Genomic DNA, 25,400 nt, shown 5'->3' on the forward strand with positions numbered 1-25,400 from the left:
GTAGTCTTTCATTCTCATCGTACCATTATTGCAGTATTTTCTCAAAAATCTCGCCCATTATTTTATCAAGAAATAGCCGTGCTAGCGATAAAAAAATTTTATTAATGGAGCACTTGATGATACACATAGATGGCGTACACGCATAAAAGAACCGCAGCGATCAATACCGTTTCTACCACTCCTTTGGCTTTGCGGTGCTTTTTCTTTTTACTCCGGCGCGACATCGGCTTCATTTGCCGAGCCGGCTGCGGATGATAACGGGAACGGGATGAACGATGAAAAGCTGCTAAAATGTCCTGTCTCATCTCAGATGCACGCTTATACTTTCCATCGATCGCCTTCAACAATACCCCCTCATATTTTCGTAACATTGTATCTTTCCGAATGATCGACAGCAGTTGGCTTCGTCCATCCCCTTTTCTCTCCAATTTCATCGGGCAGCAAGCGGTGATCATGATCATTGTTGCTGCAAATAAATCATATGATGGCTCTGCCCTGCGCGAACCTAATCCCCAGTAACCGCGATCGTAAAGCTCCGTGAATTCCTTAATCGCCCTCCCTTGTAATGTCGTGCCGCCTACATCGAGAAGCCGGATCGTAGGAGGCGGACCGGCAACAAGCAAATTTTCCGGTTTCAAATCGCCAAATACCCATCCTTCCTGATGAAGCTGATCAAGGGCAGATAAAAGCTGCAACAAAAGAATAATAACCCACTCTTTCCCGTGTTTGCGAATAAAAGCAGGAAAACTTTCTCCTTTGATATATTCCATCACATAAAACGGGACCGTTTTATGTAAAAAAGGATTCATCCAATCATCGACATCTAGTAAAGAAGGTCCAAGGGCGACTCCCTGGACCTTGGAAAACCGGCGCAATATATTGACTTCCGATGTGACCGACGCGTGGTCATCGCTAAGCTTTACAGCAACAAGCCCTTTCCTGCTTTCCGCCAAATAAACAACTCCGTTTGCCCCGCTGCCAAGCTGTTTCAGGAGCTTGTACGAATGGCGATGCCATTTTCCCGTAATGACCGTTCCCTGCGGAAGATTACATAGATGATTCCTCAAAGTATGACTCATCATCGCCAATCCAGCTCCTTAATGATCTTTTTCTGCCGAAATACGCTAATGCTTCACGCAAGGCCGGCCCTGTTGGCGTCAATCCTCCCGATGTTAATTTTGGAAATACCGTCGACAGCTCTTCAATTCGCGGCGTCCAGTCAACAATTTTCTCCACATCCCCCGTTTTCCTGGAAATACAAATACAGCAAAGCGATTATCTCCCATCCGTGCGTTCAGACTAAGCGATAAATCAAGCAGCGCTTCTTTCACCGTTGGCAGTTTTGTTTTCATACTTCCGCTTGTATCTATCAATATTAAAACTTCTAATTTCACTGTCTCGCCAAGTTCATCGACTACTTCCATCACTTGGCCGCGTTTTTCTGGTGGCAAATCTTCAAGCGACACATCGGAACCTAATATTTGCTTCAATTCTTTATTTACGACGCCTTGAAGGGTTTGCGTCATCGCTTTTCGCGTTACCATTTGCACCGTCTGTGACAACTGCTTTGCATAAACGACTTGGCTAATCCCGCCACCGGATAAAGCAATCTCTTCAATTTCGCGCAATCCACTCTCATCAATCGTATCTTGATCAAGCACACCGATCACGTTCACGGTAATTCCCTGTTCTTTCGCTAGTGCAGCCATCGCAACTGGATTTTCTCCATGATTGGAACAACCATCAGTAATGAGCAAAATTTGCCGTAACGTCCCTTTACGCACTTTTTCTTTCCCTCCTCAGCTCTGATGTATTACCATCATCGCCGGAGGATAGGGTTTTTATACTATTACTGCGCTTTTTTTGTATACATATAAGCCGGAATCGTGGCCCATTTCGGCGTGTTATGTTTAATTTTCGCGACGACTACCGTCATATCATCGTCAATCCTTCCCGCCCGGCTACGAATCACTTCTTCCATGATTAAATCCGCCACTTCCTGAGGATCGTTCGTTTTTAATTCTTTAATTTTCCGTTTCATCCATAGGTCTTGATTTTCCACGTGCACCGGTCCTTCAAATACCCCGTCGCTCATCATAATCAATAAATCGCCGGCTTTTAATTGTTCGCTGACAATTTCAAATTCTACTTCCTTAATAATACCGATTGGCAAATTGCTTGCTTCAATTTTCATGACTTTATCGCCTCGTTTGACAAAACTCGGGGTGGAACCAATTTTTAAAAACTTTGTCACAGCGTTTTGCAAGTCGATAATCGCTAAGTCGAGCGTCGAATACATGTCTTCGGTCGTCCGCAAGGATAAGATGGAATTAATCGACTTAATGGCAATCGATTCATCAATCCCCGTTTGTAAAATTTTTTGCAAAAGGCGCAGCGTCTCGTTGCTTTCGTTATGGGCCCTCTCTCCATTTCCCATGCCGTCGCTGATGGCAATCGCATACTTTCCTGTGCCAAGCTCAATCATGGAATAGCTGTCGCCTGACACCAGTCCGCCGCCTTTTGCCGCAAACGCGACGCCTGTCTCGACGACAAACGCTTTCGTCGAGCCAAAGGCCACCCGGCAGTAGCCGTTCGGATATGCAGCGCATTCTTCCCGTTTGACAACGATTGTTTCTCCTAAAATATCCGACAGCATCGGCGCAATTAACTTTTCACATTCACCGCGGCCTTCGCAATACGGAATGCTCATTTCAATATCAATGTTTCCTTTTTCAAGGCTATAAATATCGACATGGCCGATTTCGATTCCGAATTCCTGCAAAGCATGGAAAATTTGTTCTTCCTGCAAATAATGGTTTTCGCGTTCCTTCTGAATTTCCTTAGCAAAATCCTCCATCACTTGTGAAACTCCTAACAGCTGTTCGGCGACCAATTTTCTGCTTTCGTTGATTTGTCTCCGCAGTTTGCGATTCGCCTGATACACCATCACGTCTTTTTCAATGAGATCCACTACTTTGTCCGCTTTGACGCAGTGGCGGTCCCATTCCCGCAATAGTTGGTGATTGTGTGGCAGCGTTTTCGCATCTGCTTCTAGCATAATTTGTTTCATATATTCATATGTTGTATCAAAGTTGTACGACCAGCACTGCTCTTTCTTAAAACAAGTTTGGCACGTTTTTTCGGTAATATCGCTCAAAAAGTAGTCAATCTCCCGTTCGCTATAATCGTCAGAAGCAGACAAACCTCCTGTGGAAAAGCTGTTGGCCAGCGCCTGGAATACATTTGAAAATTGAGAAACTCGCTGTGCCGTCACATCACGGATTTTTCGGACATATTGCTGTTGTTCATTCGTATATTCCACTGTACCGGGGATATGTTTTGCGATTTTTTCCGTTATGGAGCGGGATGTCAAAGTAAAGAGAATCACGGCAAAACATGATTCCATAATCGTCGGCACAATCTCCGTTTTGCCGTTCCCGTACAGTCCAATTAACAATGTGGCAATCAGCAATCCGAAAGACACGCCAGCTTTCTTTCCTTCTTTTAGCAACCCTCCTAAAAGTCCGGCAAATGCCAGCAAACTCATTTCATATAAATTACCCACATTCGCTAAACTTAAAATCAACCCCGTCACGACTCCCACGGTAGAACCAATCGTCGCTCCTGCCACAAACGCAAATAGCAACACAAGATAGCGCGACATCACATGCTCGAGCGAAAGTCCGTAAACCGTCCAGCCGATCATTCCCGTTAGCATGGATGCCAGTAAAATGATTAACGAAATAATTTCTTCCGCTCTTAATGCATGTTTATATTTACGCACCGTTAGCAGCGGAATGCTTTGGATAAAAATAAGCGTTAACACCAGCCCTAAACCAGCTTCCACCAATGCCATGACGGCCTCGTATAACGTTTGGTTTCCTAACCAATAATACGAAATCGCTAATTTTGTAGAAAAGGATAGACAAAAAACAACAAAAGGCACCAATTTTAACGACTCACTAAAAAATTTTCGAATCCATGCATGGATAATGAGAAAACCGAACACTCCGACAAATACAAACAACGTTGTTTCAAACGATAAAGTAAGAGAACCTGCCAGCAATGCAATAAACGCTAATGCAGCCTTGTCGCGGCGCAACATATAAACAGCGGCGAAAAACGGCAAAGCAAACGGAGTTAATTTAGACAGAATAAGAGCTCGTCCAAGTAAAAAGCCGATAATAATAAGAAGAAACCCCTTATGAATAAATAAGTGTCCCAGCCGCAATTTCACATGGCGAACCCAGCGCGACAACACTGCTTGTGTTTCGTTAATAGACACTTCCGAAATTCGATTCATCAACCTTCTTTCCACTCTTTCCATTCCGATCCTCTCCTTTGCTTTTCTCTTGACCCTATTATATATTTGTAATAATCAAAAATTTGTCAAAAAAAGAAAAGCAAGAAAAAAAAACGTTCGACGCATTTCTTGCTAACACGTCATAAATTCACAAATTGGTTCTTCAAAAACACAAAAAAAGAAAAAACGAGGATGTTCCTCGATCGAGAAACATCCTCGTTTTCATAGTGACCCGTACGGGATTCGAACCCGTGTTACCGCCGTGAAAGGGCGGTGTCTTAACCACTTGACCAACGGGCCTCATATGGTAGCGGCGGAGGGAATCGAACCCCCGACCTCACGGGTATGAACCGTACGCTCTAGCCAGCTGAGCTACGCCGCCACGCAACAACATCTAATATAATAATGGATCTAATATATTATTGTCAATAGGTTCCCGATCTAAATTTGATTAGTGAAATCTTCCATCGGCGTAGCGAAAATAGAGAAGACGATATAAATGTAAATGGGTGTTTCATATTTTGCGCTTTGTATCCAAGGATTGCGATGTTTTTCTTCTGTCACGCGCTAGCGTGACGAAGGCAAGCCACTGACTTGCCGTAGACTGTCGAAAAACGGTGCAATGATATTCCTATCCATCGGAAGTCGAATCTTCAAGTTAAACTGATATAGTCGCACACCTTCTTCCATCATGTGCCTTGGTAAATGAAATAGGACGCCCCTCGCCGAAAAGCCGAAACAAGAAAAGCATCCATCAAAGAAATGGATGCTTTTTATCCGTTATTCCATGATCTTAACCTGTTATACATTCAGCAGCAAGTTACCCACGTCTTGCTCCACGACCTCCCCGCTTCGACTCCATATGACGTCTCAGTGACGCCAGACGGTCTTCGCTTTCTTTCAAGAAACGACTGATTTTTTGTTCGAAGCTTTCTGCAGCGGCTCGGTCGTTCGTTTTATGTCGCGGACGCTGTGAAGACGGCGTGTCTTTTGCTTTTTTAATGGACAAGCCGATTTTCCCATCTTTCTCTACATTAATGACTTTGACATAAACGATATCTCCAACCTTCAGATGATCGTTAATGTCTTTTACGTAATTATCCGCCACCTCACTAATATGAACCAGTCCAGTGACTCCTTCTGGCAGCTCCACAAACGCCCCGAATTTCGTAATTCCTGTTACTTTGCCCTGTAACTTGCTGCCTACTTCAATTGACATAAAAAAAGTGCTCCTCCTTAAAAAACTTTAAAAATTATTTTCTTTCATTATAACGAATGCAAAAAACAAGTGTCAATAAGGCGGGCGCCCGTATTTCACCGGAAGACGCAAGCTGAACCTTCACACGACTAAAGTCGGTGGGCTCTGACGTACTAAAGAGTTTTCCTGCACCTGCGTGCAGGCACTCACTCTTGTTCCGCCAAACTTTCATCGACAAACACCCCACTGGTGTTTAGCGCCCTGTCGGCTCGGCTCAAAACCGTGTTTCACTCCATCCCAAGACTTAAGTTAATACTTTTGCAAAAATTACTTTTCTGGGGTGACGAAAATAATCTCCCCATCTTTGGATAAATAGTATTTTTTGCGCGCCAGCTCCGCGATATATTCATCGTCGTGCAGCTTTTTAATTTCCTCCTTCAGCTGTTTCTGCTGTTTTTCCAGCTTGTCTAACTTTTGTTCAAGCTGCTTTTTGCTGGCTTGTTTTGCTTCAATATCCTTTGCTTGAGATTGCATCGTATAAACAAATGCCGAAGAAACTAGCGCCAGTACAATCCCCAAAAAAGTAAAGCGGACGACGGCAATCCGCCGTCTTCTTGACGCTTTCTGCTTTTTCTCCTCCTGCGCTGATATGTATGAAGATTTTAATTTTGTTACATTCGTTTTGTGCGGTACACTCATTATTTCTGCACCTCTGCTTTTATTTTTGCCATTTTGATATCCACGTTCTAATCCTATCTTTCATATTCTTCACCTGGCGAATAATTCCTGTTAGATAGGCAAAAATTTTTGTGCTTATCCTTTTCCAACTTGGCGGAGTGATCTTCCAAATGATCAAGCCCGTCCAGCGAAACGGAGCAAACAACAGCTTTGTACATTGATACAACATACGCAGAAATAGGCGAAGCAAAGAAAGAAGCGCTTTCCATATAAACAGTATGAGAACCAATAACATTTGAAAGAAGAACTGAACCGGGCGAATGAGGAGATAACGGCACAGCTGGATGAAAAATTGGTACAGTCTTGTTGCAAACCAAATCAGCCATTCTAGCACTTTTAAATAGATCGTGCGAAACAAACTTTGATAAGCGGCATAACCGCATAAAATCGCCAAGAAAATATAAAAGCGCAGCTCGCCTTGATTGACGAGCAGTAACACATAGAAAATGATTAAACCTTGAACGATCCAAAATAAAATGTCATTGATAAACACAATCCAATGGGCGCGATCCTGTCGCTGCAAAAAGCGATTATACGTATCCAATGCGGCGCCAAGCCAGCCTCCCATTCCAATCATCGCGAGCATGGTCGCCAACTGTGTTGTTAAGCTCATTTGAACAACTTGCTAAAGAATCCTTTAGCCTTCTCCTGATGGTCGTCTAAATAAACGAGATCGAAGATTCTTCCTTTAATCGAAACGACCCCTTTATCGACATCTAAATTTTTCATTTGCAAATTTTGCCCGCGGATCGATAAAAATCCCATTACCGTTTCTAGCAAAAATTCCTCATTATCAAAGCTTTCCACCTGTTTGACCCCGGTGATATCAAGGAGACGTCTTCCCCGCATAATCACATCGTGTTCTTGGACAGGACCTTTATTTGTATTTCCACCAAAATCATAATGTTGGCTCATTTTCATCCCCCGCATTCCTATTAAAATCAAGTCTAAGACAGAAACATTCTTTCCTAACCTAATGTTGGTACCATATGTATGAATGCGGGAGCCATTTTAGAACAAGCCTATATGCATAAATTAGATTTCTTCATCATCCTCTATTTTCGGAGCAATTCGTTCTTCGCGGATTACTTCATATAAATGGGCCGCCTCGTCTTTTTTGGTTGTTTCTTTTAAATCAATCACCCTTACTGTCAGCCGTTTTTGCCCAAATTGAATCGTCAATTCATCCCCTATTTTTACCGTCGAACTCGCCTTCGCCACGGCGCCGTTAATCGTAATCCGCCCTTGATCGGCTACTTCTTTTGCCAGCGTACGGCGTTTAATGAGACGGGAAACTTTTAAAAATTTATCTAAACGCATACCTTATCTCTCCCTTTTACAATCCTTTTTCTTTTGCTTCTTCCCAAAAGCGGTCCAGTTCGGCAAGGGGAAATGATGTGATCGCCCTGCCGCTTTTTCTCGCCTGCTCCTCTATATAAGAAAACCGCCGATAAAACTTTTGGTTGACTATATGCAGCGCTTCCTCTGGATTAATGTCGTAGTAGCGGGCGACATTAATGAGCGCAAATAAAATATCGCCAAACTCGCTGATAAGCCGGGAACGATCATGTAGTTTTGCCGCCTCTTGCTGAAATTCAGCTATTTCTTCGGCAACTTTCTCCCACATCGGCTCGACATCATCCCAATCAAACCCTACTTTTGCCGCTTTTTTCTGCAACTCATACGCTTTTAACGTACCCGGCAGACTCTTTGGAACATCTGCAAGCAGCGAAACGGGCTCATCATTCGTTTCTTTTTCCTTTTCTTTAATGCGCTGCCAATTTTCCACGACCTGTTCGGCGCTTTCCACCGTAACGTTGCCGAATACGTGCGGATGGCGGCGAATCATCTTCTCCGTAATTCCGCGGATGACATCATCAATGGAAAACATCCCTTCATCTTCGCCGATTTGCGCATGGAGCATCACCTGCAGCAGCACATCGCCAAGCTCTTCGATCATATGATCATCGTCATGATCATCGATCGCCTCAAACAGTTCATATGTTTCTTCGAGCAAATATCGTTTTAGCGAGGCATGGGTTTGTTTACGGTCCCACGGGCAGCCGTTCGGTCCTCTTAATGTCGCGATGACGCGCCGCAATGTTTCAAAACGGTGATAAAGCAGTTTCTCGTCACGGACAGGAGGAACATATACGCTCGTTAAATTGTTCAATGTCGCCACACGGTCCAGCTCATATAGTGGAACTTTCGTTACCCTCTCCTCTTTGCTTCCCGCTGCCGTTACGATATAGACGGGATAATCGTCGGGAAGCTGTTCCATTAACGTCAATTTCACGTCCGATGCGATAAACGAATCATATACTTGACAAAAAATCGTATGCTTTGTTAATGGCCATTCGTCCCCTTGAAATGAGGTAGCATCCATCAGCTGAAATCCTTCAATGGGATCGATTTTTAATGTGGTAAACAGCGCATCGAGAAAGCTTTGCCCGCCCTCAATGACAACGCGGCATTCATTGCGGCGTTCGGCTTCTAATAAAAGCTGCACCGTTTTTTCCGCTACCAGCGGATGGCCAGGAACAGCATAAAAGATGTCGCCTTTTTTCGCTTGTTCCAATAAAACTGCTGCAATTTCCTGATACACCTCTGTAAATTGTTCATGTTTTTCGTAAATAAAGTCAAAGGAGGTAAACGTGATTCCCTCTTCCTGCAATTCCTTGACAACAGGATGCTCCTTTGTCCGCAAAAAAAGCGGAGAAGCGGCTTTTAACTTGCGGTATACCCCTAACGGCAACTGTTCGATATCCCCAGCGCCTAATCCAAAAATATAAATCGTATTCATCTCTCATCACCTATTTCCTAATAATAAACGCAGTTTGTTTCCCAACGGAAGAAGAGATAATTCTTGTTCAGAAAATACATGTTCTTTGATCACTATGGCAAGATACGTAACAGCCCCAAGCAAAACGCCGCCTAGCGCTTCGCCGACGGCGAACAGACGGCTGTCATCCCACGTTTCGACGAGCAATGCATACAGTCGCAATACAACTGCCATCGCTGCGGCCGCTTTCACAACGGAATATATATAGTTTTTTTGGGGGGCGTAAAAAGGCAGTTTTTTTCGCAATGCGATGTATAAAAAGCAAGCCATTGCCGCATAAGACCCCGTTGTCGCAATGGCGGCGCCAATCATCCCAAGCGCAGGAACCAAAAGATAATTCAAAACGCTTTTCGTTGCCACCGCTACAAATACACCCGCTACGGCAATCCATTCATATCCCATTCCTTGCAATAGCGCCGAAATCGTAAGCGCTAATGTCGTAAAGAAAACAGAAGCTGTTAAAATTGCCAGAGAAAACGAACCGAGATCGTTTTCAAACAGCATGATATTAATTGGGCGAATGAGACAAATCAATCCTAAAGAAGCGCCTAATCCGATTACCAATGCGACGCGCAGCGACAAATCGGTTTTTTCACAAAGAAATTGATCGCTGCGATGTTTTTTCGCACCGGAAATAAGCGGAACAAGCGCTAGCGAGAAAGAAGTCGCTACTACCGTGCCGAGCTGAATAAGAGGCTGGCCGCGGTCGTATATTCCTTTTAACAGTTTGGCGTGTTCCATGCCCTCTCCGCCTCGTTCGCCAAGCAAAGACAATAATAAAAACGAGTCTACTAATGGAATAAGCGTCAACACCATATTGGTAACGCAAATAATAACTCCTTTGACAAATAAATACGATATAATGCTCCTTGCTTCCGCACTCTTTATTTTGATATGTATTCTTCCTCTATTTTCCCTTCTTATCCAAAACGCTGTCAATAAAAGAAGTGCAGTCACCATTCCCGCCAATGTGCCGGTCATCGCCGCCGTTCCACCTGCATAGACGTCATATCCGCTTGTTATCAACGAATACGACAAAAAAAGGATGGCAGACACACGGACAAGCTGTTCGCCAACTTGGGAAACCGCAGTCGGCATCATATGGTTATGCCCTTGAAAATAGCCGCGCATCAATGCAATAAATGGAAATAGCAGGAACGAAAAAGAAAGAAGGCGAATGAGCGGGGCGAGCTGGCCGTCGCCCATCCATATCGCAAGCTGTTTTGCCCCTATATAAAGGCTGGTAAAAATAAGCAGGCCGAGCATACATAAAAACAAAAACGAAATTTGCAAAACGGAGGTAATTCCGTTTTGGTCGCGCTCTGCTATCCGCTCTGCGATCAGTTTGGAAATGACAACCGGATATCCATACAATGAAAGCGACATAGCAATGCCGTAAATCGGATACACTTGCTGGTAAATATAAAAACCGACGTCTCCGACGATATTTTGATACGGGACGCGATAAACAGCGCTCAATAGTTTTGTTACAAAGGCAGCGATCGTTAAAACGACCGTCCCTCTCCATATGCTCCCTTCTTGCAGTTTCATTGTGTTTCTCCTTCCGCGCGCATAGCTTCATAAAAATCCAGTAACGATTGCTATTATAGCGCAAAAGAAAAAGGTAGCATAGCACGCTACCTTTTCTTGTCGATCCTTTGTTGCTACAGCTGTTACTGTTCCATTTGCCGTGCCAAAAAACTGGCGGCTGTTTCCACTGCTTTATGTTCCACTTCGCCAAGCTCTTTTTCTTTGGATAAAATGATGACAGCTCCGATCGGATCGCCGTTGGCCACAATCGGGCCAATCGTATACGACTTTAACTTTTCTGTAACTCCATCGACGAGCTCGGCTTCTCCCTCTTCCGTATGAAGTACGGAATTGCGCTCTTCCATCACCTTTTCCACTAATGAGCTGACATTTTTATTTAAATATTCTTTTTTCGACACACCCGCAACAGCGATGAAAACATCGCGGTCACAAATCAATACTGGCTGTCCTAAACTGTCAAATAGCGCTTCGGCATATTCTTTCGCAAAATCGCCTAATTCACTAATCGGCGAGTATTTTTTTAAAATGACTTCACCATCGCGGTCAACAAATATTTCGAGTGGATCTCCTTCACGAATGCGCAAGGTTCTTCGAATTTCTTTCGGTATGACAACCCTTCCTAAATCATCAATTCGACGAACTATACCCGTTGCTTTCATCTGCAGATACCCTCACTTTCATCTAGGATTTGAAGAATACTCCGATGAATCCTTGTTATGGGGAATTCACCATTGCTGTGATTAGTATCCTTCATAATCCAAGTTATATACGCGATGAAAGTGATTTTTTGAATTTTAGATAAAATTACCCATCCTACATTATCGCCGAGCTTTTTTAAACATAAACATTGTTTGATTTAAGCAATAATCGATTTTTCATCTTTGACACAGGAAAGCTCCTTTAACGTTTCGTATAAAATCATCAGCCACTCTTGCGGCTTGAAATCTTTAATATATAACACAATTTTTAATTTAGCCCCTTCCATACCAAAGCCAAACAAGCGTCCGTATTGCCCGCCAATTTTGGATAGGCGCTGTATTTCGACATTTTTTGATGCATGTTCAGCAAATAAAATTTCTACTTGCTGCTTTTGCTGCTTAATGGATTCGACACCGATTTGTTTAGCGAACACTTTCACTTCCGCTACTTGGAACAAGTAAGCGACTTCATCTGGATAATCGCCGAAGCGGTCCACCATTTCCTCACGCAGCGCTTCCACGTCTTCCATCGTTTCCACCGCTTTAAACCGCTTGTACATATCGATTTTTTGCAACCCATCGGAAATATACGTATCTGGAATGTACGCGTCGATTTCCAAGTCGATCGTCACTTCCTGTTTTTCTTCTTCCCGTTTGATGCCTTTTCGTTTCTCGATGGCTTCTTTGAGCATTTGCGAATATAAATCAAATCCAACCGAATCGATAAATCCGTGTTGTTCCGCCCCTAATATATTGCCAGCACCGCGAATCGATAAGTCGCGCATTGCAATTTTAAACCCTGATCCAAGTTCGGTAAATTCTTTAATTGCCTGAAGCCGCTTCTCTGCCGCTTCATTGAGCACTTTATCTTTTCGGTATGTGAAATATGCGTACGCAACGCGGTTGGAGCGACCGACACGCCCGCGCAGCTGATACAATTGCGACAGCCCCATGCGATCAGCGTCGTAGACAATCAACGTATTGACGTTTGGAATGTCCACGCCTGTTTCAATAATCGTCGTCGTCACCAGTACATCGTACTGTCCTTCTAAAAACGCCAACATCGTGGATTCCAACTCGTTTTCTGACATGCGCCCGTGCACATAGGTTACACGCGCTTCCGGCACAAGCTGTGAAATTTCTTCCGCCTTCCTATCAATATCTTCAATATGGTTGTACAAGAAAAACACTTGTCCGTCTCTAGCCAGCTCCCGTTCAATCGCTTCCTTTACGAGTTCAGGGGTATATTCCATCACATACGTTTGCACCGGAAAGCGATTTTCCGGCGGCGTTTCAATAATCGACAGGTCGCGCACTCCGATCATCGACATATGCAAAGTTCTTGGGATCGGCGTTGCCGTTAATGTCAGCACATCAATATTAGCCTTCATCTGCTTGATTTTTTCTTTATGGGTAACGCCAAATCGCTGCTCTTCGTCAATAATGAGAAGCCCTAAATCTTTAAACTGAACATCTTTGGATAATAGGCGGTGTGTGCCAATGACCATATCAATGGTTCCTTCTTTTAGCCCTTTAATCGTTTCCGCTTGCTGTTTTCTAGTGCGAAAGCGGTTTAACAGTCCGACGTTAATTGGGAACCCTTGAAATCGCTCGCGCACCGTTTCGTAATGCTGCTGTGCTAAAATTGTCGTCGGTACGAGAAATGCGACTTGTTTGCCGTCCATAATCGCTTTAAACGCGGCCCGCAGCGCTACTTCCGTCTTTCCGTAGCCAACGTCGCCGCAAAGAAGGCGATCCATCGGCTTGTCGCTTTCCATATCGCGCTTGATTTCTTCAATCGAACGAAGCTGATCTTCCGTTTCCTGGTACGGAAACGCCGCTTCAAATTCCCGCTGCATTTCTGTATCCGGGGAAAACGCGTATCCTTTGCTTGCTTCCCGTTCAGCGTACAGCTTAATTAAATCTTCAGCGATATCTTGGACGGACGACTCGACTTTCTTTTTCACCTTTTTCCATTCGGAGCCGCCTAATTTGTAAATCTTCGGCTCTTTCCCTTCAGAGCCTACGTATTTTTGCACTTGATCAATTTGATCGACCGGCACATATAACGTATCGCTGCCTTGGTATTGAATATGGATATAATCTTTATGCACACCGTTAATCTCTAATGTTTCGATTCCTAAATATTTACCGATACCGTGGTTGACATGGACAACGTAATCGCCAACTTGCAGTTCCGAGTAACTTTTAATCCGCTCCGCATTCGATAATTTTGGACGGCGAATCAGTCTTTTTGCCCGTTTTTTAAACAATTCTTCTTCCGTAATCACAGCAAGCTTTTGCATCGGCAGCTCAAACCCTGTATTTAAGTCGCCTTCGATCATCTGATATTTGCCGTGCATCAGCATCGCGTCCTTGCTTAACGGGGCAACATCGATTTCATAGTCTTCCAAAACGGATTGCAGCTTTTTCATCCGCTCTGCGTTCGGCGCCAAAAAAACTACCGCATAGTTGGCTTTTTTCCATCTTTCTAGCTCGGATTTCAGCAACGACATTTGCCCGTGGAAATTCTGCATTTGTTTGCAGGAAATATTGACAATATTTTCTGGATGGGTATGCGGGACATGCCGTAAAAATAAGGACAAATAAATCCGCTGTTTGCGATGTTTTTGCAACAATTCCGAAAATGAGTGAGAAATTGGCACATCATGGATTATTTTTCCATTACCAAGCAAGCTGGTGTACCATTCTGCCTCTTCTTTATCTAAGCTTTCAGCCGCCTCTTGTAATCTGCTCATCTCATCCATCAGCAATATGCCATTTTCCGGAAGATAGTCTAGCAAACTAGCAGGCTCTTTGTAGAAGAGCGCCATATATTTATATTGTTGTTCAATTTCTTGTCCTTGTTTTAATTGCTCAAGTTCTCCTGATATATGTTCTAGCAATAATTGTTTGGCCTTCTCATCTTTTAATTTGTTGAGACTTTCCGCTAACCCTGCTTCGATTCGTTCGATTCCCCGCTCTAGCGCCTCTCCATAAACAATCATTTCATCAGCAGGTCCGATGGTTACTTGTTGTACTTCATCACGGGAACGCTGATCATCCGCGGTGAATGTACGTATCGATTCAATTTCCGTATCAAACAGCTCAATCCGATACGGAAATTCAGTAGTTAACGGATAAATATCAATAATGCCGCCGCGAATGCTAAATTCCCCAGGGGCCGATACCGTCGCTACACGTTTATATCCCATTTGTACGAACTGTTGTTTATAATGGTCAATATCGATATCTTGGCCAACCGTGAATGTGAATAGATGATCCCTCCATAACGATGCAGGAGGAAGCAACCGACGCAATCCAGCAACTGGACAAATAACGATGCCTTGTTGCCGTTTCGCCCAATAATTCATCACTTCTAAACGCTGCGCCCTTAACTCCGGACTGGCGATCGCCATTTCAGCGGCAATAACCTCATTGACCGGATATAAAAACACCTCTTCGGTTCCGAGCAATTGAACAAGGTCGTCATACATTTTTTGCGCGTGAAACAAATTATGGGTAACGAGTAGAATCGGTCTATTCGTTTCCTTGTATAATGTCGAAACAAAAACAGACCGGGCCGACCCGGATAACCCGGCAACGAGCTGTTCTTTCAATCCCACTTTTACGCCTTCGATAATGGAACGAACATCTTGATTTTCAGCTAAATAGCGATGCAACGAAAGCACCCCTATTCTCCCTCCTCTCAATATCATTGTATTTCTCTGTTGTTATATTTGTATACAAACCGATCGTTTTATTCCATATATAACCGTATATGGATATATTTATAAGAAAAAAAATACAAAAATGCTTTGGTTGCCCAAAGCCCCGTTAATGGATAAACTTCTCATACTGATGTAACTCTGGATTTCTTGTCAATGCCTCTTGGCAATCTTCGCAAATTGTTTTTACATGAATATCACCGTTCGGCTGATACGAAATCATCTCTAAACGTTCTTCCTCTGTCAAATGATGAAACCCTAATTGTTCACTATATATGGAAACTTGATCAATCGTCCCTACTTTCGTTCCACAATGCCGACAATAATAATGCAATGCCATTGCCAACAAACCTCCTAAAGGGCGTATTCCATACTTTCATTTTGCACCGATTAGGAGGAAAATATTCATTTGTTAAATTCATTCATCACTTGCAGAAACGGCGTCGTCACCGCTTTTTCACACGCATCAGCCGAACGTAAAATCGCTTCCATTACCGCGTCACTTTCTTCTTTCGCAAAACGGCCTAACACATAATCGGTTACCTTTTGCCCGTTTGCCGGGCGCCCAATACCGATGCGAATCCGTTTAAATTCTTGGGTGCCTAAATGATAAATCAGTGATTTAATGCCATTATGTCCGCCGGCGCTTCCTTTCATGCGCAAGCGAATTTTTCCAGGTGGAAGGTCAAGGTCATCGTATACGACAATGACATCATCGACATCAATACCATAGTAATCCATTAACGGTCGAACACATTCCCCTGATAAATTCATATATGTCAACGGTTTGCATAATGCTACTTTTTCTCCAGAAATAATGGCAGATGCCATCATGCCGCGAAACTTGGTTGTTTGAAAAGAAATATTCCATCGTTTTGCCAGTTCATCCATGACCATAAAGCCAACGTTATGCCTCGTTTGTTCGTATTCTTTTCCTGGATTCCCAAGGCCGACAAATAACTTCAATACTCGGTCTCCTCTCTTTACGATGATACTACAAAAGACGTAACCGAAAACGGTTACGTCCTAAATTTACGACTCTGGAGTCGTTTCTCTTCCCTCTTCTGCATCAGGATGACCAGGTTCTTGCTGTTCACCGCTATGGATTTCCTCTTCTTGTTGCGGAGGCAAGATGGTCGCAATCACTTCAGAAGGCTCATGATTAATTTCATATTTTCCGTCTGTTTTTACATCTCCTACCGTAATCACATCGCCTACTTGAAGGTGCGAGATGTCAATATCAATCGACGACGGAATATTCGCCGGCAATACGCGAATCGATAATTGATGCAGATTTTGCTGCAATACGCCGCCGTCTTTTACTCCGGCAGCTTCGCCGATCAAGCGCACATCAACATCAATATCTACTTCTGTCGACATATCTACTGCTTGGAAATCAACGTGAAGAATATTGCCGCGCAGCGGATCTCTTTGGATCTCGCGCATCAGGACGGAATAATCTTTTCCGCCTATTTTCAGCGTCATTAAGCTATGGCGTCCACCTTCACGAATCGTTTTTTCCAGTTCTGCACCACTGACAAAAATCATTTTATTATCAACATTTTTCCCATACAATATTCCAGGAATGTTTCCTTGTAAACGAATGCGTCGAAGTGTGGAATGTTTTTTGTCCGTGCGTTCTTTTGCTTCTAGTACTATAGCCATGTTTCCTCACCTTCCTGAATTAGAATTAGAATCTATTGATACTTTATCCTAAAACAAGAAGGTCTAAACATGTTTTTCCATTAATCAAACAATACGCTGACAGACTTCATTTCATATACGCGTGTAATGGCCTCCGCAATCAGCGGTGCAACTGACAGCTCTACAATTTTATCAATTTTCTTTTCTTCTGGCAACGCAATTGTATTGGTAACAACCAGTTCTTTAATTTGTGAATTTTGAATGCGTTCAATTGCCGGACCGGACAGCACCGGATGCGTACAGCACGCGTACACTTCTTTCGCTCCGCTTGCGACCAAGGCGTTGGCGGCCAATGTAATCGTTCCGGCCGTATCAATAATATCATCAATTAAAATAGCAGTTTTCCCTGCTACTTGTCCAACGATATTCATGACTTCCGCCACATTTGGCTTTGGTCGGCGCTTATCAATGATGGCAATCGGCGCTTTTAAACGGTCGGCAAGTTTTCTTGCCCGTGTCACACCGCCGTGGTCTGGAGAAACAACGACGATATCATCGAGATTTTTGCCTTTAAAATAGTCAGCTAAAATCGGAACTCCCATCAAGTGGTCGATTGGAATATCAAAAAATCCTTGAATTTGCGGCGCGTGCAAATCAAGCGTAATGACGCGCGAAGCTCCTGCTGTTTCCAAAAGATTGGCTACCAGCTTCGCCGTGATCGGTTCACGGGAGCGCGCTTTTCGGTCTTGACGGGCATACCCGTAATACGGCATCACAATATTAATCGTTCGTGCCGAGGCGCGTTTTAATGCATCGATCATAATTAATAATTCCATTAAATGCTCATTGACCGGGACGCTTGTCGATTGAAGAACGAAAACATCATCACCCCGGATGCTTTCCTCAATGTTAATTTGAATTTCCCCATCGCTGAAACGGGAGACAGAACATTTGCCTAATTCAATTTCCATAATTTCCGCAATTTCTTCTGCCAACTTCATGTTTGAATTTAACGCAAATAATTTTAGGTTGTGATAACACTCAGACATTGATAGACCTCCACTAAGAATTTTTCTTGATCGACAGACGGTCGACGTAGTTTTCTTTATTTACTTGCCGCGCACGGGCAATCGATAATGCATTTCCAGGAACATCCTCGGTAATGGTGGAGCCAGCCGCAACATAAGCGCCTTTTCCAATCGTCACAGGAGCAATTAAATTGGCATTACAGCCAATAAACGCCCCATCTTCAATTTTTGTCATATATTTATTTTTTCCATCATAGTTTACGGTAATGGATCCGCAGCCAAGATTGACGTTGGCGCCGACTTCCGCATCGCCGATATAGCTTAAATGCGACGCTTTGCTTCCTTTGCCAAACGTCGATTTTTTCACCTCGACAAAATTTCCGATGCGGACCTCATCATCGATTTTCGACAATGGGCGAATATGAGCAAACGGTCCAATCGTGACATCGTTCCCAATTTCGCTGTCATGGGCAACGGAATGACGAATCGTTGTGCCATTTCCAATCAAACAATCTTTGATTTCCGAGTTTGGTCCAATCGTACAATCTTCACCGATTACTGTTTTTCCTTCAATGACCGTTCCCGGATAAATTACGGTGTCACGGCCGATTTGCGCCTCAACCGATATATACGTATGAGCAGGATCAATAATCGTTACCCCGTTCATCATATGTTTGCGACAAATCCGCTCGCGCATAATTCTTTCTGCTTCGGCGAGGGCAACGCGGTCGTTTACCCCAATCGTCTCTTCAAAAGATGGAGCTTTGTACGCGGAAATGATACTGCCATTTGATTTTAGAATTTCAATGACATCTGTTAAATAATATTCACCTTGTACATTATTGTTTGATACATGTGTAAGCGCTTCAAATAAAGACTTGTTATCAAAGCAATATGTCCCTGTGTTAATTTCTTTGATGGCGCGTTCTTGTTCGCTTGCATCTTTATGTTCGACAATTTTTTCAACATTTCCATGAGAATCGCGAACAATGCGACCATATCCGGCAGGGTTATCTGCGACTGCTGTCAAAATCGTTGCTTTTGCCTTTGTCGCAAGATGATGATGAAGCAAAGCTTGCATCGTTTCAGCAGTAATTAACGGTGTATCCCCGCATACAACGAGCGTTACTCCATCTTTTTCCCGTAAATAAGGGGCTGCTTGCATCACTGCGTGCGCCGTTCCTAATTGCTCTTGCTGAAGGGCATATTCGCTTTGGTCGCCAAGCTGCTGTTTTACTTGTTCCGCCCCAAAACCGACAATGGTAATAAGCTTTTCTATTCCCAGCTGCGAAACTTGGTCCACTACATGCTGAACCATTGGCTTGCCGCAAACAGGGTGCAATACTTTATATTGTTTCGATTTCATCCTGGTTCCCTGTCCAGCCGCCAATATGACCGCATATCGTTTTACCATATATAAGGCCTCCAATTTTACCTTTTTATCCATAATTGAATATATCTCAATTAATAGTGTATTTCAAGGAATCATTGATTTTTCTAGAATAAGGCAAAAAAAAAAGAGCCTGTCCATTTGGCACAGGCCCTTTCTCGTATTTTTATGAAGCACCAGCTTCTTCAAGTTCCTCTTCCAACTTACCTAAGCGATGATACTCAGCTAATATTGCCTCTTGAATTTTTCCGCGCGTGGCTGAGTTAATCGGATGTGCAATGTCGCGAAATTCTCCATCTGGAGTACGCTTGCTTGGCATTGCGACAAACAATCCGTTATTGCCATCGATGACGCGGATATCATGGACAACGAATTCGTTATCCAGTGTGATCGAGGCAATCGCTTTCATACGTCCTTCGGTATTTACGCGGCGTAATCTTACGTCAGTAACTTCCATTATGCTCACCACCTTTTCCCTATATCAGACTTGATTATTTTTATTCCACGTATTTTCTCTATTTCCTTCTTTTTTTTTGAAAATTTTTTATAAATAAAAATACCTAGTTCTTGACTTTTTAGGGAAAAGGCAGGCGATGGAAACTTATTGAATCAACGCGACTACTTCAATTTCGACAAGCGCGTCTTTCGGCAGTCTCGCCACTTCCACGCACGAGCGCGCCGGTTTATGATTTGTGAAATATTGACTATATACTTCATTCATTGCCGCAAAATCATCCATGTTTTTCAAAAACACCGTCGTTTTGACTACTGTATCAAGCGATGCACCAGCCGCTTCCAAAACGGCTTTTAAGTTTTGAAATACTTGATGCGTTTGTGCTTTTATGTCGCCTTGTACCATCTCTCCTTCGGGAGTGAGCGGAATTTGCCCCGAGCTGTAAAACATGTTATTGACGATAATTCCTTGCGAATACGGACCGATCGCCTGCGGCGCTTTATTCGTTTCTACTTTTCTCATTCTGTTTGCTCTCCTTTCTCGTTTATCTATTCCATAAACTGCGTGTAATTTCCTGCTTTTACGGTAATTTGTTTTTCTTTGACATCCACCGATGACAGTCTCACAAGCGAAATATATTCGTCTACGAGCCGTTCTTTCGTTTCTTCCGATTCGACGAGAACACCGATACCGGAAAGTTTGGCGTTAAACTCATTTAGCAAATTTACCATGCCGTTTACCGTGCCGCCCGCTTTCATAAAATCGTCGATAATTAATACATTGGCTCCTTCCGCCAAGCTCCGCTTCGCCAGCACCATCGTTTGAATGCGCTTTGAAGAACCGGAAACGTAGTTGATGCTGACCATCGATCCTTCCGTTACTTTATTGTCATGGCGGACAATAACGACCGGAACATACAAAAAGTGGGCGACCGCATAAGCGAGCGGAATTCCTTTTGTCGCAATGGTCATGACGACATCGACCGGCCGATCGGCAAAAATGGACGCGTAGAGCCTGCCGATTTTGTTCATAATACGAGGGTCACCGAGAATATCGGTCATGTATAGGTATCCACCGGGCAACAACCGATCCGGACGCGATAGCTGCTCGCATAAATATGTCACAATTTCTTCTGCTTCCTGCTCCGACATTTTTGGAATATATTGTACGCCGCCAGCAGCCCCCGGCAACGTTTTAATCGTTCCGATCCCTTGCTGTTCAAACGTTTGTTTAATAATGGCTAAATCTTCGCTAATCGATGACTTGGCCGATTCATAACGCTCCGCAAAAAACGTAAGCGGAATAAGTTGATGTGGCCGTTCAAGAAGATAATGGGTCATATCCACTAAACGGCCGCTGCGCCTTAACTTCATAGCGGACCTCCCAAAACCGAATGTTATAAAGTAAATATACCAAAAATGTACGTGTTTAATCAAGTGAATGACGTTCGCCTAATAAACGAACAGCAAATACTTGTTCACAAAAACCGCGAAGCCCATTGTAAATGCGCTGCATTCTTGAATCATGCTGGACGAGCCCGAATACCGTCGGCCCACTGCCGCTCATTAATACTGCATCTGCTCCAAACCGTCTCATTTGCTCTTTAATATGCGCTACTTCCGGATGCATTTTCAACGTTACTTCTTCTAATACGTTCCCGACTAATTGGCAAATGGCAAAATAATCTTGGCGTCCAATTGCCTCGACCATGGCATCGACATCCGGATGCACTACTTCCTTCACCTTTAAATTCCGATACACTTCCGCGGTAGAAACGCCAATGGACGGTTTTGCCAACACAACCCAGCATGGAGGCGGTGAAGGGATGGGGGTAATTTTTTCACCGCGCCCGGTGGCAATCGCCGTTCCGCCGTAAACGCAAAACGATACGTCAGAACCGATTTGCGCTCCTAATTCTGCTAATTCATCAAGGGTAAGACCTAAATTCCAAAGCTTATTTAATCCCCGCAATGTTGCGGCGGCATCGCTGCTTCCTCCCGCCAGACCCGCCGCTACCGGGATATGTTTGGTAATAGAGATCGCCACACCTTGTTTAATGGAAAAGGTCTCCTTTAATAACTTTGCCGCTTGATATGCCAAATTGCGGTGGTCATCTGGAACAAACCGATTTTGTGAAATAATCTGTATTGCATCATCGGCACGCGGAATTAATTCAATCCGATCTGCCAAATCAATCGTTGTCATGACCATTTTCACTTCGTGATACCCATCCGGCCGCTTATGTAACACGTCTAACGACAAGTTAATTTTTGCTGGTGCCTTCACTAATAGCCTCAAACGTTCCACCTACTTTAACGACTTCCAACTTTCTTCATAAACCCATTTTATCATAATAACACAAATCATGAATGTTGCTAAATAAAGAAAAGTATATTTCATCCACCCATGTCAAACAATATAACAAACGGCGTCAAATAAAAGCCGAAGCGGTCGCGCTTCGGCTGTCGCGGCATTTTCATTTTCCAACATTGCAAACAATGGAGTTACTCCATCTTTCCGGCAAGCTGTCGCTCTGCTTTTTCAATCGCCAATTTTACCATATTTCCCGCGTCTTTGGCGCGGATCGCTCCCCAACCTTCTCGCTGCACAACATCATAAAAGCCTAATTCTTTTGCTAATTCTTCTTTAAAGCGCTGCGACATAATTCCATGGCGACGACCCAATGTCAACAACCCCCTCTTATCTACCGCGACAGTTTTAGTATGAAAAAAAATAAACGTCTTTATGTTGACCTATTTATGACAAAACAAAAAGCAGCAAACAAAATTGTCTACTGCCCGCCAGCTTTATCATCATCTAAAAATGTCAATTTTACCGTTTCCGTCAACACGTCCGCGTAACTAAACGATACTCGTTCAAACGCGTTCTCTTTTTGGTCGAGTTCAATTACAAATACCGATGGATACGTTTCTGCTAATATTCCACAGCGTTCAATCGTCTTTCTTCGCCCGCCGTTTGCCCGCAATGTCAAACGTCTGCCGATATTAGAATCCAACGTTTTTTTAATATCGGATAAAGTTTTTGGCATTCACTATCCACCTCACTGTTTTTAATTGTAACAAAAATTCTTTTCAAAGTCAAAAATAAAAATTATATCAATGCATTTTCATTACTGTCAATGCATATTTTTCTACAAAATTCTTCTTTTATGTATATTATGGCGCTTTTATGTAAAAATATGTATCGATTAAAAATAAAAAACCGCCTTTTCATCATGGCGGTTCTAATCACCTGTATCATGAATTAAACGGAAGGGCATTCCCGTACGCAGCACTCCCTTGGTTTCCACCCCTCCAAGTCCTTTTTCTCCGGTTAATGTATTGCGGAGCACATCCCAAACATTGACGGTCTCCATAAAAGGAGTGAAACTAATCCGCGAAACAATATAGACGGGATCGAGCGCATGAATGTTTACTCGTGCCGGGGAGCTGGCAAAGTTGGCACCGGCGCGGATCAGTGATTCAAAGTGGGACTGGCACGCCCCCGCGAAAATAACAAGCTGGTCAAGATGAGGAACTTTTTTGCGCGCTTCCTTTACCGTCTGCACAAAATGTTTCGAATGGCGGTAAGCCTTCAAATCATTTACTTTTCCTTTTGATTTCGAATAGGAATCATGGCCGGTAATGACTAAAATATCCGGGCGAAACTGTTCAATCAGTACACCAACTTTTTCCGGCATTTCGCTTTCCTCACAATACACTCCGTATACCGGCACACCAATCCGTTCGTATAAATCCAAACATTTTCGTAAATATAAAGGGTCACCGTCCAAATGAAGGACGCGCCCCGGGATTTGAAAAAAATCCTTTTCCGTTTGATATCCTCCTGTTGCCCGATATTCAATTTTTTGCTTCATTGCATGGTAATCTTGGCGAAACAGTTTATATGACTGTTCAATCAGCTCGATTTCCTTTTTCTTCCTTTCCTGCTGTTCCCGTTCGTCGATGATGACTAAATCGCTGCATGGAGCATCAGCAATCAGTCTCACATCTTCGCCATATAAAATGGCTTCCCTTTCGTCCCCTTTTTCTTTTATATCGATTACGCGAAACAATAAATCACATTTATATGATTTTCTAGCCACAATATCGCCGATCTTAATGTCCATCACCCATCACTCCATTATGAAATGAATGCCTACTAATAAATACCATATGCATATTCGGACAATAGGTGATAGACATTATTTCATTCCTTGCTGCACGCCAGCTCAAAAACGCATTTAAAGGTTCAATAGGTTGCGTAATACATTGCTTAGTGCGGCGAACTCCTCCATCGTCAACGTTTCCCCGCGACGGCGCGGATCAATGCTCGCGTTAGCTAAGGAGATTTCGATTTGCTCTTTCATCGCCCTTCCGTTTGGCAAATTGTTGACTAAATTGTTTAAAATCGTTTTTCGGCGCTGTGCAAAGCTAGCCCGCACCACTTGAAAGAAAAATGCCTCATCGTTTACCGCTACGGGCGGCTGTTTTCTCTTTATTAATCGAATCACGGCGGAATCGACGTTCGGCTGCGGAATAAACACGGTCCGCGGCACCGTCATGACGACCGCTGCTTCTGTATAATACTGGACTGCAATGGACAATGAGCCATAATCTTTCGTCCCTGGCTTGGCAGCTAGACGGTCGGCTACTTCCTTTTGCAGCATCACCACCATGCCGCGAATCGGCAGGCGGTCGGTCAACAGCTTCATAATAATCGGCGTGGTGACATAGTACGGCAAATTAGCTACCACCATAATATCGGCTACATCTGTAAATTCGTCCGCAATCACTTGATGAATATCTGCTTTTAACACGTCCTGATGAATAATTCGCACATTTCCATACGGAGACAGCGTATCGGCCAAAATCGGCAATAATCGCTGGTCTATTTCAAAGGCGACCACTTTTTTTGCCCGACGCGCCAATTGTTCTGTTAATGCCCCAATTCCTGGACCGATTTCAATCGCTCCTGTTTCAGAGGAAATTTCTGCAGCGTCGACAATTTTCCGTAAAATATTGGTATCAATTAAAAAGTTTTGTCCTAAACTTTTTTTAAAGGAAAACCCGTATTGATCCAAAATTTCCTTTGTACGCCTTGGTGTGGCAATATCTTTATGCATCATTTGTTTCCTCCTGCATCACTTGCTCTAAAGCTGCATAAAACGTTTCCTTGGAGATTTGAAACACTTTCAGCCGCTTATAAAGCTGTTTTCCGTTCGCATAGCCGATTTTTAGCCTTTCCCCCAATCGCTGCCGCCGCTTTTTCGCCAACTCTCCTCCGATTAAGCCGGCAGCGACAAGTTCGTCAAACGTGATCTCTTCCTTCCACTCGGTTGTTTCTTCATATACGTTTGCTAGCGCTTGGCGAATATCTTCCACAGACGCATGTTCAACGCCAATTCCTTTTCCGTCTTTCGCGATGGCCGCTTTCCTTGGCAAAAAAGCATGTTTGCAGCCAGGAACATGCTGGGTAATCGTTTTACGAATTTTTTCCCCTGGAAAATCCGGATCCGTAAAAATAATGACTCCCCGTTTTTCTTTTGCCAACTTAATGCGTTCGATAATTTCTTCGCTGATCGCCGAACCGTTTGTTTCAATCGTATCCGCATCAACAGCGCGCCGAACCGCCGCTGTATCGTCTTTTCCCTCGACAACAATAATTTCCTTAATTCTCATCACCAATGCGCAGAAATCATTTCCTCATTCCGCAATGGGAATAAGTCTTTTTTCCTATTTCTGCAATGCCTCCTTTCCGGTAAAATAATGTTTGGATAGTTTTTCTACTGCTCATGAAACGGTATATTTATTTTTTGCAAAATCA

The 25,400-nt window shown here is 43.5% G+C and carries 25 protein-coding genes, 2 tRNA genes and 1 pseudogene; all 28 read right to left on the minus strand.

Going from position 1 to position 25,400, the window contains the following annotated elements:
• Nucleotides 1–101: 101 nt before the first annotated feature.
• Nucleotides 102–1,082 (minus strand): protein kinase domain-containing protein, encoded by a 981-nt coding sequence (locus BV455_RS08435; RefSeq protein WP_017434489.1) that lies wholly within the window; start codon nt 1,080–1,082, stop codon nt 102–104.
• Nucleotides 1,048–1,784: pseudogene (locus BV455_RS08440) on the minus strand (VWA domain-containing protein). The gene BV455_RS08435 and the pseudogene BV455_RS08440 overlap by 35 nt, the downstream one beginning before the upstream one ends.
• 65 nt (nt 1,785–1,849) lie before the next feature.
• Nucleotides 1,850–4,327 carry a stage II sporulation protein E gene (gene spoIIE / locus BV455_RS08445; protein ID WP_218687920.1) on the minus strand — a complete coding sequence of 826 codons (2,478 nt, stop codon included), beginning with the start codon at nt 4,325–4,327 and terminating at the stop codon, nt 1,850–1,852.
• A 204-nt stretch (nt 4,328–4,531) separates the two neighbouring features.
• Nucleotides 4,532–4,603: transfer RNA gene (locus BV455_RS08450), tRNA-Glu, on the minus strand.
• A gap of 5 nt (nt 4,604–4,608) precedes the next feature.
• Nucleotides 4,609–4,685: transfer RNA gene (locus BV455_RS08455), tRNA-Met, on the minus strand.
• Nucleotides 4,686–5,123: 438 nt separating this feature from the next.
• Nucleotides 5,124–5,522: a S1 domain-containing RNA-binding protein gene (locus BV455_RS08460; protein WP_017434486.1), complete on the minus strand. Its 399-nt coding sequence runs from the start codon at nt 5,520–5,522 to the stop codon at nt 5,124–5,126.
• A gap of 306 nt (nt 5,523–5,828) precedes the next feature.
• Complete coding sequence (locus BV455_RS08465; protein WP_042410399.1) at nt 5,829–6,200, minus strand: FtsB family cell division protein; 372 nt, start codon at nt 6,198–6,200, stop codon at nt 5,829–5,831.
• Nucleotides 6,201–6,219: 19 nt separating this feature from the next.
• On the minus strand, nt 6,220–6,852 hold the full coding sequence (gene yabQ / locus BV455_RS08470) for a spore cortex biosynthesis protein YabQ (RefSeq protein ID WP_017434484.1): 633 nt from the start codon (nt 6,850–6,852) through the stop codon (nt 6,220–6,222).
• Nucleotides 6,849–7,154: a sporulation protein YabP gene (yabP, locus tag BV455_RS08475; RefSeq protein ID WP_003247459.1), complete on the minus strand. Its 306-nt coding sequence runs from the start codon at nt 7,152–7,154 to the stop codon at nt 6,849–6,851. Before yabP ends, yabQ begins: the two co-directional genes overlap by 4 nt.
• Nucleotides 7,155–7,274: 120 nt before the next feature.
• Nucleotides 7,275–7,559 (minus strand): RNA-binding S4 domain-containing protein, encoded by a 285-nt coding sequence (locus BV455_RS08480; protein ID WP_042410401.1) that lies wholly within the window; start codon nt 7,557–7,559, stop codon nt 7,275–7,277.
• Between the two features lie 16 nt (nt 7,560–7,575).
• Nucleotides 7,576–9,042: a bifunctional methyltransferase/pyrophosphohydrolase YabN gene (gene yabN / locus BV455_RS08485; protein WP_042410404.1), complete on the minus strand. Its 1,467-nt coding sequence runs from the start codon at nt 9,040–9,042 to the stop codon at nt 7,576–7,578.
• 6 nt (nt 9,043–9,048) lie between these two features.
• Complete coding sequence (locus BV455_RS08490; protein ID WP_042410406.1) at nt 9,049–10,632, minus strand: putative polysaccharide biosynthesis protein; 1,584 nt, start codon at nt 10,630–10,632, stop codon at nt 9,049–9,051.
• 122 nt (nt 10,633–10,754) lie between these two features.
• Nucleotides 10,755–11,291, minus strand: coding sequence for a stage V sporulation protein T (spoVT, locus tag BV455_RS08495; RefSeq protein WP_017434480.1), 537 nt, complete (start codon nt 11,289–11,291; stop codon nt 10,755–10,757).
• 197 nt (nt 11,292–11,488) lie between these two features.
• Complete coding sequence (mfd, locus tag BV455_RS08500) at nt 11,489–15,022, minus strand: transcription-repair coupling factor (RefSeq protein WP_042410411.1); 3,534 nt, start codon at nt 15,020–15,022, stop codon at nt 11,489–11,491.
• A 145-nt stretch (nt 15,023–15,167) separates the two neighbouring features.
• Nucleotides 15,168–15,398, minus strand: coding sequence for an anti-sigma-F factor Fin (locus BV455_RS08505; RefSeq protein WP_017434478.1), 231 nt, complete (start codon nt 15,396–15,398; stop codon nt 15,168–15,170).
• A gap of 65 nt (nt 15,399–15,463) precedes the next feature.
• Entirely contained in the window at nt 15,464–16,024 is a 561-nt protein-coding gene (gene pth, locus BV455_RS08510) for an aminoacyl-tRNA hydrolase (RefSeq protein WP_017434477.1), read from the minus strand.
• Nucleotides 16,025–16,090: 66 nt separating this feature from the next.
• Nucleotides 16,091–16,723 carry a 50S ribosomal protein L25/general stress protein Ctc gene (locus BV455_RS08515; RefSeq protein WP_017434476.1) on the minus strand — a complete coding sequence of 211 codons (633 nt, stop codon included), beginning with the start codon at nt 16,721–16,723 and terminating at the stop codon, nt 16,091–16,093.
• 80 nt (nt 16,724–16,803) lie between these two features.
• Nucleotides 16,804–17,751, minus strand: a complete 948-nt coding sequence (locus BV455_RS08520) for a ribose-phosphate diphosphokinase (protein ID WP_017434475.1) — start codon at nt 17,749–17,751, stop codon at nt 16,804–16,806.
• A gap of 13 nt (nt 17,752–17,764) precedes the next feature.
• The gene (gene glmU, locus BV455_RS08525) at nt 17,765–19,144 is read right to left on the minus strand and encodes a bifunctional UDP-N-acetylglucosamine diphosphorylase/glucosamine-1-phosphate N-acetyltransferase GlmU (RefSeq protein ID WP_017434474.1); all 1,380 of its coding nucleotides are present in this window, start codon (nt 19,142–19,144) and stop codon (nt 17,765–17,767) included.
• Between the two features lie 142 nt (nt 19,145–19,286).
• The gene (gene spoVG / locus BV455_RS08530) at nt 19,287–19,577 is read right to left on the minus strand and encodes a septation regulator SpoVG (RefSeq protein ID WP_003247437.1); all 291 of its coding nucleotides are present in this window, start codon (nt 19,575–19,577) and stop codon (nt 19,287–19,289) included.
• Between the two features lie 144 nt (nt 19,578–19,721).
• Nucleotides 19,722–20,096, minus strand: a complete 375-nt coding sequence (locus BV455_RS08535) for a RidA family protein (protein ID WP_017434473.1) — start codon at nt 20,094–20,096, stop codon at nt 19,722–19,724.
• 26 nt (nt 20,097–20,122) lie between these two features.
• On the minus strand, nt 20,123–20,947 hold the full coding sequence (gene purR / locus BV455_RS08540; protein WP_042410413.1) for a pur operon repressor: 825 nt from the start codon (nt 20,945–20,947) through the stop codon (nt 20,123–20,125).
• A gap of 55 nt (nt 20,948–21,002) precedes the next feature.
• Complete coding sequence (gene ispE, locus BV455_RS08545; protein ID WP_042410415.1) at nt 21,003–21,872, minus strand: 4-(cytidine 5'-diphospho)-2-C-methyl-D-erythritol kinase; 870 nt, start codon at nt 21,870–21,872, stop codon at nt 21,003–21,005.
• A gap of 206 nt (nt 21,873–22,078) precedes the next feature.
• Entirely contained in the window at nt 22,079–22,258 is a 180-nt protein-coding gene (locus BV455_RS08550; RefSeq protein WP_169735611.1) for a small, acid-soluble spore protein, alpha/beta type, read from the minus strand.
• Nucleotides 22,259–22,365: 107 nt separating this feature from the next.
• The gene (veg, locus tag BV455_RS08555) at nt 22,366–22,623 is read right to left on the minus strand and encodes a biofilm formation stimulator Veg (RefSeq protein ID WP_017434468.1); all 258 of its coding nucleotides are present in this window, start codon (nt 22,621–22,623) and stop codon (nt 22,366–22,368) included.
• A 195-nt stretch (nt 22,624–22,818) separates the two neighbouring features.
• Nucleotides 22,819–23,703 (minus strand): sporulation peptidase YabG, encoded by an 885-nt coding sequence (yabG, locus tag BV455_RS08560; protein ID WP_017434467.1) that lies wholly within the window; start codon nt 23,701–23,703, stop codon nt 22,819–22,821.
• Nucleotides 23,704–23,817: 114 nt separating this feature from the next.
• Nucleotides 23,818–24,699, minus strand: a complete 882-nt coding sequence (rsmA, locus tag BV455_RS08565; protein ID WP_042410433.1) for a 16S rRNA (adenine(1518)-N(6)/adenine(1519)-N(6))-dimethyltransferase RsmA — start codon at nt 24,697–24,699, stop codon at nt 23,818–23,820.
• Complete coding sequence (rnmV, locus tag BV455_RS08570) at nt 24,692–25,255, minus strand: ribonuclease M5 (RefSeq protein ID WP_026078397.1); 564 nt, start codon at nt 25,253–25,255, stop codon at nt 24,692–24,694. Before rnmV ends, rsmA begins: the two co-directional genes overlap by 8 nt.
• Nucleotides 25,256–25,400: the final 145 nt, after the last annotated feature.

Source organism: Parageobacillus caldoxylosilyticus (assembly GCF_019272935.1).
Classification (GTDB): domain Bacteria; phylum Bacillota; class Bacilli; order Bacillales; family Anoxybacillaceae; genus Saccharococcus; species Saccharococcus caldoxylosilyticus.

What these genes read in the sequence shown, in the direction of transcription:
- BV455_RS08435 (WP_017434489.1), bottom strand. Translation starts at nt 1,082, where the DNA reads ATGATGAGTCATACTTTGAGGAATCATCTATGTAATCTTCCGCAGGGA.
- spoIIE (WP_218687920.1), bottom strand. Translation starts at nt 4,327, where the DNA reads ATGGAAAGAGTGGAAAGAAGGTTGATGAATCGAATTTCGGAAGTGTCT.
- BV455_RS08460 (WP_017434486.1), bottom strand. Translation starts at nt 5,522, where the DNA reads ATGTCAATTGAAGTAGGCAGCAAGTTACAGGGCAAAGTAACAGGAATT.
- BV455_RS08465 (WP_042410399.1), bottom strand. Translation starts at nt 6,200, where the DNA reads ATGAGTGTACCGCACAAAACGAATGTAACAAAATTAAAATCTTCATAC.
- yabQ (WP_017434484.1), bottom strand. Translation starts at nt 6,852, where the DNA reads ATGAGCTTAACAACACAGTTGGCGACCATGCTCGCGATGATTGGAATG.
- yabP (WP_003247459.1), bottom strand. Translation starts at nt 7,154, where the DNA reads ATGAGCCAACATTATGATTTTGGTGGAAATACAAATAAAGGTCCTGTC.
- BV455_RS08480 (WP_042410401.1), bottom strand. Translation starts at nt 7,559, where the DNA reads ATGCGTTTAGATAAATTTTTAAAAGTTTCCCGTCTCATTAAACGCCGT.
- yabN (WP_042410404.1), bottom strand. Translation starts at nt 9,042, where the DNA reads ATGAATACGATTTATATTTTTGGATTAGGCGCTGGGGATATCGAACAG.
- BV455_RS08490 (WP_042410406.1), bottom strand. Translation starts at nt 10,632, where the DNA reads ATGAAACTGCAAGAAGGGAGCATATGGAGAGGGACGGTCGTTTTAACG.
- spoVT (WP_017434480.1), bottom strand. Translation starts at nt 11,291, where the DNA reads ATGAAAGCAACGGGTATAGTTCGTCGAATTGATGATTTAGGAAGGGTT.
- BV455_RS08505 (WP_017434478.1), bottom strand. Translation starts at nt 15,398, where the DNA reads ATGGCATTGCATTATTATTGTCGGCATTGTGGAACGAAAGTAGGGACG.
- BV455_RS08515 (WP_017434476.1), bottom strand. Translation starts at nt 16,723, where the DNA reads ATGGCTATAGTACTAGAAGCAAAAGAACGCACGGACAAAAAACATTCC.
- BV455_RS08520 (WP_017434475.1), bottom strand. Translation starts at nt 17,751, where the DNA reads ATGTCTGAGTGTTATCACAACCTAAAATTATTTGCGTTAAATTCAAAC.
- glmU (WP_017434474.1), bottom strand. Translation starts at nt 19,144, where the DNA reads ATGGTAAAACGATATGCGGTCATATTGGCGGCTGGACAGGGAACCAGG.
- spoVG (WP_003247437.1), bottom strand. Translation starts at nt 19,577, where the DNA reads ATGGAAGTTACTGACGTAAGATTACGCCGCGTAAATACCGAAGGACGT.
- BV455_RS08535 (WP_017434473.1), bottom strand. Translation starts at nt 20,096, where the DNA reads ATGAGAAAAGTAGAAACGAATAAAGCGCCGCAGGCGATCGGTCCGTAT.
- purR (WP_042410413.1), bottom strand. Translation starts at nt 20,947, where the DNA reads ATGAAGTTAAGGCGCAGCGGCCGTTTAGTGGATATGACCCATTATCTT.
- veg (WP_017434468.1), bottom strand. Translation starts at nt 22,623, where the DNA reads ATGCCAAAAACTTTATCCGATATTAAAAAAACGTTGGATTCTAATATC.
- yabG (WP_017434467.1), bottom strand. Translation starts at nt 23,703, where the DNA reads ATGGACATTAAGATCGGCGATATTGTGGCTAGAAAATCATATAAATGT.
- rsmA (WP_042410433.1), bottom strand. Translation starts at nt 24,699, where the DNA reads ATGCATAAAGATATTGCCACACCAAGGCGTACAAAGGAAATTTTGGAT.
- rnmV (WP_026078397.1), bottom strand. Translation starts at nt 25,255, where the DNA reads ATGAGAATTAAGGAAATTATTGTTGTCGAGGGAAAAGACGATACAGCG.